7 protein-coding genes are annotated in these 12,670 nt (G+C 33.0%); all 7 read left to right on the top strand.

Annotation, left to right across the window (positions count from 1 at the left end; genetic code table 11):
* The 7 genes from SD1D_RS08405 to SD1D_RS08375 all read left to right on the top strand — a co-directional run bounded on the left by SD1D_RS08405 (position 1) and on the right by SD1D_RS08375 (position 12,633).
* Positions 1–2,412 carry a hypothetical protein gene (locus tag SD1D_RS08405; RefSeq protein WP_058258496.1) on the top strand — a complete coding sequence of 804 codons (2,412 nt, stop codon included), beginning with the start codon at positions 1–3 and terminating at the stop codon, positions 2,410–2,412.
* A gap of 140 nt (positions 2,413–2,552) precedes the next feature.
* Complete coding sequence (locus SD1D_RS08400) at positions 2,553–4,085, top strand: hypothetical protein (RefSeq protein WP_157893114.1); 1,533 nt, start codon at positions 2,553–2,555, stop codon at positions 4,083–4,085.
* 60 nt (positions 4,086–4,145) lie between these two features.
* The gene (locus SD1D_RS08395; RefSeq protein WP_058258494.1) at positions 4,146–5,180 is read left to right on the top strand and encodes a hypothetical protein; all 1,035 of its coding nucleotides are present in this window, start codon (positions 4,146–4,148) and stop codon (positions 5,178–5,180) included.
* A gap of 35 nt (positions 5,181–5,215) precedes the next feature.
* The gene (locus tag SD1D_RS08390; protein ID WP_058258493.1) at positions 5,216–6,271 is read left to right on the top strand and encodes a hypothetical protein; all 1,056 of its coding nucleotides are present in this window, start codon (positions 5,216–5,218) and stop codon (positions 6,269–6,271) included.
* Positions 6,272–6,369: 98 nt separating this feature from the next.
* Positions 6,370–7,965 carry an S-layer homology domain-containing protein gene (locus SD1D_RS08385; protein ID WP_058258492.1) on the top strand — a complete coding sequence of 532 codons (1,596 nt, stop codon included), beginning with the start codon at positions 6,370–6,372 and terminating at the stop codon, positions 7,963–7,965.
* 18 nt (positions 7,966–7,983) lie between these two features.
* Positions 7,984–12,282, top strand: a complete 4,299-nt coding sequence (locus tag SD1D_RS08380; protein WP_058258491.1) for a DUF5704 domain-containing protein — start codon at positions 7,984–7,986, stop codon at positions 12,280–12,282.
* Between the two features lie 144 nt (positions 12,283–12,426).
* Positions 12,427–12,633: a DUF4177 domain-containing protein gene (locus SD1D_RS08375; protein ID WP_242955207.1), complete on the top strand. Its 207-nt coding sequence runs from the start codon at positions 12,427–12,429 to the stop codon at positions 12,631–12,633.
* The last annotated feature ends 37 nt before the right edge of the window (positions 12,634–12,670 follow it).

Below are 12,670 nucleotides of genomic sequence, written 5' to 3'. Positions count from 1 at the left end.
ATGGAGTATCTGGGAAGATTGATTGCAGCTTTTATGGCTGTAATACTGATTATTATATTTCCCCTACAGTATATTGCCCAATTAAATAGTGAAAATATAGATATATTAGTAGATGACAGGACCCATCAATTTACAGAAAATATCCGTGGGAAGGGATATCTAGACTGTCAGATGTATGAAGAATATATAGCTTATCTTGCTGCAACCGGAGAAAAATATGAAATAGATATTCAAGATATCAGGCCGGTATATGGAGAAGAGCCGGTAGCAACTACTAGTTTTCCTCTGTCATATAGCAAAACTCAAACCCTTTCTACCCATACCCATCATGATGACTGTTATCAGGGATCAAAACATCTACATTCAGGTTCTTCAAATCAGACTTATTCTAATGGTTGCTACACCCTTAAAAATAGTAAAAATAAAACAAGTTACTGTAGTTCTCCTTGTAGAACAATTGATAGAAATCATCATAATGTAAGTCAAACATCAGGTCTAATTGAATGGACATGTTCAAATGGGAATAAGCATGTGACCATATATTATTCATGTTCATGCGGTGCCAGCGGTTATAATGTCGCTGGTTCCGTATGTCATGGGGGATCATATTTTTATCATAATTATGATTACTATAGTTATTGTCCCGGTCATAGCACCACTTACTCTGTATATGAGCTGGGATGTGGGAAAACCGAGGGAAAATATTATGACAACCATGGAAATGAACTTAGTCCTATTTGTAACCGGGTAGTTAGCTCTATAGAAGCAACAAACCCTGTTCAAAGTGTAGATAAAGGAAGTCCTATAATTACAAGTGCCATAGCCACCTATTTGGACGGTCATAGGGAGATTGTTAGCTGTAGTGATAATTATAAGCCTGATATAGTGGGAAAGCAGACTGTAACCCTAACTTATACCGGTCTTGTAGGAGATGCCAAAACCACTGGAACAAGAAGCTGTACAATAGATGTTACCGTAAAACCGGTAAATATTCTATCTTCTATAATTGTCGAACCCTATATACAGTCTATTGAAAAATATTCTTATCCCTCCTTTACTGTTAAGGCTATTTATAATGACGGAAGTAACAAGGTTCTTGATTCTTCTATGTATAAAATAGAGGGATTTGATCCGGCTTATATAGGATTGCAAAATCTGACGATATCTTATACTGAAAATGATATTACAAAAACAGCTATAGCCCAAGTTACAGTAAAGCCCTTACAAAAAGACTGCCCCGCTTGTAATAAAAGTTATGATTTAAATATGGACGATACAGACCCTGGCTGTCCTTACTGCAGAGAGATTATTACCGGTATAGAGGTAATCCCAGATTATGTGGAAGTTGTGCAAGGAGAGAGCCTTCCTATTACTGTCCTTGGAAAATACGGGGATGGCCAAAGAAACATTGTAGATCAATGGACAAGCAATTATAATACAGAAAAACCCGGTTTGCAGATAGTAACGGTGGAATATGGTGGTTATGCTGTAGATATTACCGTATGGGTAGAGGAAGGCCATATAACTTGTCCTATATGTGGCTACCATTATCCCCAATCGGAAAACACTTGTCCTGATTGTGCCAAGAAGCCGGTAAGCATTACGGTATCCCCCAATGAGGTTACTGTAATGCAGTATGATCCGATACCACTTAGGGTTACCGCATATTATGCAGACGGTAGTAGTTGTATAGTCGATGATTGGACCATTGATAAAGATACGTCAATACCGGGTTCCTACCTGGCAACAATCAGCTATCAAGAGGCAAGAGCTATCATATCTTTAACAGTGCTTTCTCTTTCTGCTGCGGAATGTAATATATGCGGTACCATATATGAAGTTACAGAAAATCCAATGGGTTGTCCCATTTGCTCCAAGGAACCGGTAGGTATAGAGGTATATCTAACAGGCGGAACAAATTTAGTTCCCATAGGAACATTACCACAAATAGCTGTAATCCTTATATTTCGTGACGACCATAGAGAATATGTAAAAGAAGGATTTGAACTTAATGATTTTAATCCTTATAAACCTGGGCCTCAGACAATTAGAGTTACATATAAGGAATTTTCTACTGACATAGTGGTAGAAGTGGTTAATATATTGGATACTATAACCTGCCCTAGGGGCCATGTTTATTATAAAAATGATGACGGCAGTGACCCGGGCTGTCCTTTTTGCCATAATTGGGAGGAGCCCAATAAGATATTGTATTTTGATATAACCTATACTACTGAAATATTAGATAAGCTTTATTCCATTGGAAGATACCATTTCCAAAAAGGAAACTATATATCAGTGATACTTATAAAAAAGGATAAATCCTTGTTATATCAGTTACAAAGAACATTTTTTAATACTTCACTACTGGGAAGGAAAAAAAGATTTAAATATGGGGGGGAGGTGTATTAATTATAGATAAGGTATGGGCTTATATAATTGATATTTTTATAGGTATTCTAATTATCTTTATAGGAGTAACCATTTATTTTGGTTTAAGAACTGAAACAGTAATGAAGTCATTTTATATTTCCGCCACCGAAGAGTTTTTAATGAATATAAAAAAAAATGGCCTTATTAATAAAAAGGATTATGAAGGGTATATAAAAAAGATGGGAATAGGTAATAATCTTTTAAATATTACTTATGAACACAAATATAAAGTTTTAGAGCCGGAGTATCGTATTAGAAATTTAGAAGAAATAATTGAAGAACAAAATAAGGCATATCAGGGTTCAAATATTTATCATTATAGAGAAGTTGTTACAGAAAAACCTCAGGTAGACGATCCAATAAATAATGCGAATTTAAATATAGAAACAAATGAAAGCATTTTAGAAAAAGCCAAAGATATTCCGGCAGATCCAAACCATAGGCATAATGATGAATGTTATCTTGGAACAAAACATGTCCATGGCAGCAGTTGTCCAAAAACATATCATCCGGTAGCAAAAACCTTAATCGACAGTTCTACAGATTATGAATATCACAGAGGCTGCGGAGGCACTTTATATTATTATGCTTATTTAGAGCAATGTAATCAGTGTGGTGCTTATTTTCAATATTCTCAAACTGGCTGTAGCGGTAATTGTGGAACATTTGCCTGGTCAAATGCTGGAGGCTGCTCATGTACAGGCTACTATACATACTCTTGTGATAAAAGGGAGGGTAAATACTATGATAATAATGGAAAAGAAGTGGCAGCAAGTTGCGGCCTGATGATAGTCTCCCTAACCCCTACCCATCCAAATCAGACGGTTTATATTAATGATACTATACTTACTACAGCAGTAGCTACATATAAAGATGGATCAAGTAAAACCTTGTTATGTACTACAGATTTTTCTGCTAAAAACCTAGGAAAAGATCAGACTGCAAGCTTGTCATATAATTATGAACTTGGTGGAAATAGCTACATAAAAAAATGTAGGGTTACTGTTAATGTAATACCAAGAAATAAAAGGTGCTCAAAAGATCATATTTATAACATAAATGAAGATGGATCAGATCCTGGCTGTCCATATTGTAAGGCTTGGCTGGAAAGTCTTAGAATTATTTATCCTAATACATCTTCCATTATTATAACTATTGGAACTAGCCTGCAGGAAAATGGTATTAGGCTCCTTGCCACTTATATGGACGGTCATACAGAGGAAGTGACCAGCGGCTATATAGACAATTTAGATACAGCCTATCTAGGTACAATGCCAGTAACTATAGGTTATAAGGGTGAAACAGTAAGCCTATTAGTTACGACAGTTCCAAAAACCATGAAATGTGAAATATGTGAATATGAATATAACTTATATCCCGACGGAACAAATCCAGGTTGCCCTAGATGTATTCAGAAAATTCCCATATTTACCGGTAAGGTAATGGAATATGAGAGGATAAACTATACGGATGAAATACTGTCTACTTTATATGAGAAGGGCCAATACAATTTAAATGTAGATGATATCTTTTCCATACAAGTCACTAACAAATCTTCAAATTTAATTCGAGAACTTCTGAAAAAAATATTCCCCTCATTATCAAATCGTTGGATTTATATAAGTAAAAGTGAGAATATCCTAACCAAGTAGCAATATGCTATAAATCAAATAAGTAAAAAAAGAATTTTATAAAGTAAAAAGGTAAAGAAAATGAAAATATATCATTTCTCATTGTTATTTCTAATATTTTTTCTTGGGCTTGTTATAAAGACAGATATATCCATAGGAAGATTAAAGAAAATTGAAGCTGAAAGAGCAGAAATAAAGTCTGCCTTAACTTCAGCTGTGTCAGATGCGGTTAACTATCTAACTGAAACAGGAAGTTATGGGGAGGGGACTATTAATAAAGAAGAGGTCTTGAGAACATTTTTTGCTTCTCTTTATTCTTCCTTAGGAATAATATCTGACAAGTCTGCCCAAGGGGAAATAGAGATGTATATACCGGTAATACTCCTATGTGATATAGACGGTTATTATATCTACTATTACCAAGAATATAAAGCATCTGATGGGAACACCTACATTGAGAGAACATGGACTGAAAAACTGCCCTATAGTTATGAAGATGATGATTTTATTTATCGGTTCACACTTACAGACATGGTTTATATTTATGATAAAAATAATATCCTAAATCATGAGGACAAAGTTATAAAAACAGATGTAAAAGAATTTTCTATAAATCCCATTTATGCAGATTTCAAAAAAAGCCATGGTGAAAGTATTTTATTTAAGAAAGAGGATTTTTATTTAATAAGAAAGGGTGCAATTATAAATAAGCTTGAAGAAGATATGTCATATTTCGTAAGCAGCCATAATCATATAGCAAGAGGACAAGGGATTACATATAGATTTTCATTTCCGGCAGGAAGAAAAGATGGGTGGGCAGACTATATGGATGATGTAAATCTTCATGTGGTATTTCAAGGATATCCATATGGGTCGGATGGAAATTATACATATAATAAAATTGCATCGGCAGGAGCGGGTATAATTAGAAAGCCCAGTTACTATGTGGAAGAAAAAAGTTGGTATTACATTGCCCATATACAAGGGTGTGAAAAGATAAGGGAAAGTAATACACTTTTGGAAGAAAGCTTTGATACACTTGAAGAATGTGTAAAGATGGGGGCATATTGCTGCGAATGTATAGAATATGGAGCTAGGGTACCGAAATTAGAATAAATTGCTATTTTATATGGATACGGAGGCTAGTAAACATGTGCCTGCTACTGCTACATATACTTAACGGAATAATAAGTGCATTTATAATACAGGTCATTTTACATGAACTGGGTCATCTAATATGGGGAATGATTACAGGCTGGAAATTTCTGTATATTCATATATATAAGTTAGTTCTTAAGAAAAGTAAAAAAAGATTAAGCTTAATAATGGTGGAGGATAAGGGATTTAAGTGCATTATGTATCCAAAATCTCTTAAGACAGATGCACTTTTTTATACCATGGGTGGCTGTATTGTAAATTTGCTATCGGTAGTTTGGGGATTTGGACTTTTAGTTAGTGTTAGGCTTACGGCTATATTATGGATATATATCTGGTCATTTACGGTATTTGGTGTGGGTATATTTTTTATGAATGCAATAGCCAGCACAAAAAGGATATGTAATGATAAGGCTTGCTATAACTTATTAAGGGCGGACCATACTACAAGAAATTGTCACAATGCACAGCTATTTATAGCAAAGCAATTAATGGATGGCATTTCCTATAGACAGATAGAAAAAGATTATTTTAATCTGTGTCCCTATAATGCTAAAAATGATATAGAGGCATACCAAATTATATTGGAGTATTACTATTATTTAGATACAGGAAGTTTTCATATGATAGGACCGACCTTTGCAAAGATAAAAGAAACTAATAAGATTAGTAAGGATATAGCAGATATTATAAAATCTGAAAGAATTTATAGTAAAATCATTACAAAATTTATGCTTCTATGTAATGAATTAACTGATATTGAGTATCTTGATAAATTTATAGATACTTACATAAATATTGTTGATATAGAAAAGCCAATTAAACAGCATAAAGGGGGTGATATACATTCTTATAGAGTTAAGGCGGCATGTGAAGCATATATTTTGTATAAAAATAGTGATTTAAGAAAGGTGATAAATAAGCTTAATAAAGAAATAGAAAAGATGAAAAGAAGCAATTTTGTATATGATGGGGAAAAGAAATTTTGCATTAATCAGATAAGAAAGTTGATAGAAAATTTATGCAAAATAGAAAATATAAACAAATACTAACATAATATAGAAAAATATGATATAATACTATTGGTAGGTATTAAAAATTTATTAACTTGATATTAACTTCATAAGAATTTCTATTATTGGAGGTATTTATGAGAAAAATTAAGGCGATTATGCTATTACTTGTTGTAATAATAAGGTTAGCAGTTCAGTGGAATATAGAGCCTGTACAAGCGGCCGACAAGTATATAAAAGTTGGGGATTTTATTGAATACATTGTTAAGCAGATGAATTGGCAGGTAGATAAGACATCTAAAGACCCTTACATAGATGTAGCCATAGAAAAGGGCATCTTAAAGAAGGGAGATTTCAATGATTATTCTGTCTATCTTACCAGAACAGACGCAGCAGTAATAGCAAATCGCCTTGATGAATTAATCCATCTTAAATATGGGTATCCGGAAGATGTATATGAGTTTTTGAAGGATTGTACCTTGTTTAATAATAAATTGTTTTATTCAACAGAAGGCAAGTTTTATCCAAAAGGGGCTACGCGGGAAACATATCCGGAAGAACAGTTTAATGATGAAGTAGTATTGTCGCTTATGCATAAAACATTTCAAAAGAAAGATTTACCATCCACAGGATTTAGAACTAAATATAAATATATATATGATAATGATGGAAATATATTAAAACGTTATATGGAGATTGGACAAATACCTTTAGATAAAACTAGTGGCGACGTAGATCCCTTTGATAAAGATTCAGAAATAATTAAAGCATGGAATATTATTCATGATGGAGAAAGACAAGTAAAAGCTGTACTAGAAAAGAGAATATCAGATATTAAGGCTATTCCAAAGAGTAAACGTGAAGCAGTAGCTGCTATTGTAGCAAAGGGTATAATTAAGGGATATTCTAACGGTAAATACATAACAAATAGAGAGTTTAGAGGAAATAATAAGATTACAAAAAAGGGTGCAAAAAATGTTATACAGATGGTACTAAATCCCAAAACAAGGTCTAAGATAAGTCCTGATGGCCAGCTTATAAGAACAACTAATCTTCCGAAAAACGCAAAAGATTATCCTTATATCCTAGCAAGTTTTCCTAATGACTACTATGAAATGAAATATAGCTTTATGCTTCTTGATGATTATTTAACAGGTAAAATGAGAAGAGATGAATATGCCTATCCAAAGGAAGTAGATTATAAATTTTTATATAATAACTTCTACCATAATAAGTTGACACTTGAAATAGGTAAGTATGGTTACTATGATGAAATGTTATCTAATGTAGAGAAATATTTACAACATATATTTAATGTAGATTATCGTACTGTAAATAAAAAGTGGAAAGAAGGATTGGCCTCTTCTCTAAGTTTTTATAGTTGGCAGGATTTTATATATGAAGATATAGATAGTTATGTAGAAAATATTAAGAAAAATCGTATTGTAGTGGAACTTGATAAGATTGCTATTGATCCGGGAGCTATTTATGAAAGTAGGGAATATTTACGTGTAAGAGCATATGTTAGATACCGTGTAAAAGCAAATGATATGAATGTTCCTTCAGATCAGTTGATTTTTGGTAGTGACATAAGTAATCTCAAAAAAAGTGCATGGAGAGAAGAAATATTCGATATTTTTATTGATGATAGATATGAAGATTATATTTATAAGTTGTCTCCAACACCATTTATACCATTAAGCAACTTTGCGTATATTGTAAGTTTTAAATAGGAGGTTTTTGATGTCTCTATGGCAAACATTAAAGATAAAAAAAAGATTTTGTTTGCAGGAATTATATTAATTATATCCTTAGGTTTGAGCAGTATAACAAAGGCCGATAGTAATAAACCAAATGTAAAAATGAAGGATGGAAAAATAATATTTCGAATTACAACTAAAGCGGCTTCTAATAATATAAGATATAGAACAATAGGTTTTACAATATCAACAAGCGAGCAGTTAAAGCAAGTAACAGAAAAAGGATTAAAAGGACCTGATGCACCTCCAACTCCTAATTCATCACTCTTATTATTAGATAGTGAAAAGGAGGATATTGAAAGAACAACAGAAAAAGTTACCACAGAGTTTAGTATCTCAGAAAAAAGAGTTAAGGCTGCATTAAAAGATATTATAGATTTAGACAAACTATCAGAGGATACATATATCTATCTAAATGCTATATTTGAAGTATATCAAGTGATAAATGGTAAAGAAGTAAAATTAAAAACAGGGATAACCACATGGAAAGACATTGTTAGTGTACAACCTTGGGCTAATCCAAGTGTTTTTAAAAATTACTTTAATATTCCAGTAAAATTTGATGCTGGTTTACAGCCAAATAACCTTTATTATGAAGCAGAAGGTAAAATCGAAAAAAAATTTACATTGGAGAGCTTAGAAATAGGGAAAAACCTTTATTGGAAAAATGAGGTTAATCCTACTGCCGTAATAAATGGCATTACCTATACCCTTGAAGGTTTCTATGCAAAAAGCAAGCTTACCAAAAAAGAAATTGAAAGAAAAATGGTAGGGAATAAAATAACTGCTAAAGACATAATAAATAGCAGTGTTAAAGTCCTATACGGTGGTATGGATATATATATGATATATAAACCGTCCACTGTAGAAATTAGAATCGATGCAAAAGATATAGATACCGGTAATGATATAAAAACAGGACTTTATTCCGGTGTAAAAAAACCTGGGGATAAGATAAATGAAGCCATTGATACGATAATAAATCTAGATAGTATTACATATTCAAAAACAAGAGATTTCTATTTTTCTTATGAAAAATCAGATGGGTCAAGATCTACATATAAAGATAAAACTCAAAAAGATGAAGATCCTATAAAGTTTCAGGTTCCCCTTGATGTAAAGACACCAAGCAGAATAAATGTAAAGGTATATTATAAAAAGGCTATGGCCGGTACTATCCCTATTACGGTAAAAGCTATTAGTGCAGATACAGGAGCAGAGCTTAAGACACTTATAACTGAAACAGCAACAGCAGGAGCAAACTATAATTATACTGTCAGTGAAACCATAACATCAGGGGGTAAGACCTATGATTTTACAGGAGAATGGAAGTGGCAGTACAAGAAGAATAGCTTATCAGCACCTACTGTTACAAGTTCCGGTAAGGGAATAGATATTAGTTTTAAGCTTCCTTCTGCAGAGGAAATATCCGGAGGCATTACTGTTAATGTATACTATAGTATAGAAGATACAGCAACTGATGAAATAGATCTTAGAGTAGTTATGGTAACTAAGAGGGGAGCATTTATAGAAGAAATATCAAAAGAAAAAGTTACTCCAGGTCAAGCGATAAATAAGTCTGTTAAAAGTGTAAGAGTAGTAGATAGTATTACATATCAATACCAAGATAAATGGGATTATACTTATAAAAGTTCTTCCCATGATATTACCAAAATAGGTTCAGGTACTACAGCTGCATTTAAAATACCGACAGATACAAAGCTGGGAACTGTTATAACTTTAAAGTTATATTATGATGCAAGTCAAAGTGTTCAAGTGCCAGAAGCGGCAGCTCCTATAGTTCTTTCCCTTGATAGTCCTTCACCTTATGGAGTAATTGACGGGGATAGATACGGTTCTTCATATTTCATTTCTAAGCAAGGTATACCAACCACAGAAAGTCAGCATGTATATGTAAAAACAAAGGATTATCTTTTAGGATATAAGTTGCTTAATAAGACTGGAAAGATTTCTTTTATTGTACCGGTTACTATGACTTATACACTAAAATATTATACCGCCACGCCGGAGGAATTCGGAGGTCCCCAAGAAGTAATTGATACCGTTACAGATACTCAGTATATAACTGTAGAACGGGCATATTCATATTGGGAGATAGCTAGTTTGGAATATTATATACCAAGCTTTGCAAATATCTACAATTATTCTCTGCCAAATGGAAAAGTAAATCTAAAAGCCAATGAGAAATTTCTAAATGTACCCAGCTTAATTACCAGGCATAGTAGCAAGAGAGATGATCATGTAATCCTTCCTAGGCAGGCCATAGAAGGAATTCATCTTACATTTGATACAGCTATTACATCAAGTTCAGGCGAAAGACCAATAATTGAATTTATAGACCTTACTCCCTATGCCTTGGAAATGACCGATGAGCTTTTAGTAAAGAATGATTATCTTATGTTCGATGGAAGTGTAGTCTTATCGGATGAAATATCTAAAAAATCCACTCCAAATCCCAACCCTTCTAATATGGTTCATTCCACAAATCTAACCCATGACAAGGTGCTTTTTACCGAAGGACAAGTTATTGATGCTCTTAAAAATAATGGAGTATACCCTTCTTACGGTAATATTATCTATTCAAAACATCCCATGAGTATAAACTCCTTATCCTCTGATAAATCCTTTAATATATCAATCAACGATGTTACTATCCATACTCCCGTTATATGTGAACCAATTATAAATTCAGATAATGACAAATGGGTTCAGCTTATTAATCCTACAGAAGAAGCTTTTCATATAGTACTTGATCCTGATACTAACCTTAATGACTTTACAGTAAAAATATCTAATAGTCTGCACCATAGTAATCGTCTCGGATATTATTTAAGAGATTTTTCTAAGTCATATATAGATCCGGATAAGGTATCATATATAGCTAAGAAGAAAGGTATCATAAGAAATGAGATGCTGCTACCCTTTGATGTATATATTGATACTTATAATGATAAGGATCCTAAAAATGATGATTTAATTAAGGCAGGTACATGGATTATTCTTGGTGAAGACACACAAGCTTTTTATGTGCCTATGTGGGTAAATGAGGGAGTATATACAGCACAGTTTAGGACTATAGCTGTAAATGGACAAGATAAACTTAATAATACAGAAAATATAAGAAATACCGGCATAAACAATTATGTTGCAACTTCAAGCAAGACTTTTCAGATATCAGGTAGGATGTATGGCTTTACAATTTACGACATATCTGATGAAGGAAGATGGAAAGATGTTTTTCGCATAAAGGACACTACTATGTTGAAATATTTTGAGGGGGCAGTAGACGGTACTAAAAGAAACAATTACCATAATGATTATGCCTATTATTACACTGTAGGTAGCAAAAATCAATATGGCCATGAAAGTGGCAGATACAATAAATATACCCTCCCATTAATAAATGGAAGTCATCCTAAGTACAATAATTTGGGTGTTCTAAAGACAGGATATGCTTTTAGATTTATGCTAGATACCACCGGTGAGATGTATGGAAGTGGCTGTACCATACGGATAATTCCCACTTTCTATTATGTCGATAAAGACGGAAAGAACAGACAAAAGGTGGACTTATATTACAATGAAGAGATAGATGGGAAACAAGAGCTGTTAGTTAAGGTAGGGAAAGGTATAGATCTTGTAAATCTTAAATTTGGAACAACAGGAAACCCACATAGCAAAATACCTTCGGCAGAGATAAAGCACACTGCCAAAGTTATTAATACTACCTATGCGAAAATTGCCAATCAGTATAGCCCTATGTATTCTTATGGTGATATCCGTATAACAAGCAGCTTTCGTACCTTTATAGGAGTAAATTATGCCTCCCATATTACAGGCTTGCCATCATATAAAAAGATCAAGGAATTAACCAAAGAATCTGAACTTAGCTTGTCTAAATATATGCAGCGTTGGTATGGAACATATAAATTGCCTACAACTACATATGTGGTACCGGCAGGATATGATGTATATGGGCACCTTAGTAAATATGGCATTGATTATAATGAGGATTTTTGGCTTAAGGACGGTTATATAATAGTAAACTTCAATATCATAACTATTGATAAGAATGGCAAAATGCATTTGTCCTATAGCAACGGAAGCAATTATAAAAACAGGGGACATTGCTCCATGTGGATTACAGAAGGACCCATTATACAAAAGAAAGATAACAAGGGCTGTATCTTTAATTTTAAAGCAGGAGATATACTTCTTTATCATGCAAATAAAAAGTATAGCCATGATTATATTGGAATTATTTATTAGTAAAATCCTTTATTTATATTGACTTGCATATTAGTAAAATAATATAATAAATCTTAGAAAAAAATGTATTTTAAGTGCAGTTTCCCTTATCCTAGCTAAATATTTCACATATTATGTAAAAATAAATAAATAAAGGAGGTACTTATGATGGTTTGTTGGGAATACAAGGCTATAGAATTTACTACCAGAGGATGGTCTGGGGGGATACTTAATACCGTAGAATTTAACCATAAATTAAATGAATATGGCAAGGAAGGGTGGGAATTAGTTAACTGTTTCGATACAAATCAAACAAATGGAGCCAGTAGAAAAGTTATAGCTGTCTTTAAGAGAGAAAAAGGTGTAGTATAGGGCAAAAGATAGCTTATCTGATTTTGTTTGTCTTTTT

The organism is Herbinix luporum (genome assembly GCF_900070325.1).
Taxonomy (GTDB): domain Bacteria; phylum Bacillota; class Clostridia; order Lachnospirales; family Lachnospiraceae; genus Mobilitalea; species Mobilitalea luporum.
Note: the sequence above shows the minus strand (reverse complement) of the source record. Positions and strands in the feature narration are given on the sequence as shown.

Bases quoted from the DNA above. Each gene is read 5' to 3' on its own strand.
- SD1D_RS08385 (WP_058258492.1), top strand. From the start codon at position 6,370: ATGAGAAAAATTAAGGCGATTATGCTATTACTTGTTGTAATAATAAGG.
- SD1D_RS08395 (WP_058258494.1), top strand. From the start codon at position 4,146: ATGAAAATATATCATTTCTCATTGTTATTTCTAATATTTTTTCTTGGG.
- SD1D_RS08390 (WP_058258493.1), top strand. From the start codon at position 5,216: ATGTGCCTGCTACTGCTACATATACTTAACGGAATAATAAGTGCATTT.
- SD1D_RS08405 (WP_058258496.1), top strand. From the start codon at position 1: ATGGAGTATCTGGGAAGATTGATTGCAGCTTTTATGGCTGTAATACTG.
- SD1D_RS08375 (WP_242955207.1), top strand. From the start codon at position 12,427: ATGATGGTTTGTTGGGAATACAAGGCTATAGAATTTACTACCAGAGGA.
- SD1D_RS08380 (WP_058258491.1), top strand. From the start codon at position 7,984: ATGGCAAACATTAAAGATAAAAAAAAGATTTTGTTTGCAGGAATTATA.
- SD1D_RS08400 (WP_157893114.1), top strand. From the start codon at position 2,553: ATGAATATAAAAAAAAATGGCCTTATTAATAAAAAGGATTATGAAGGG.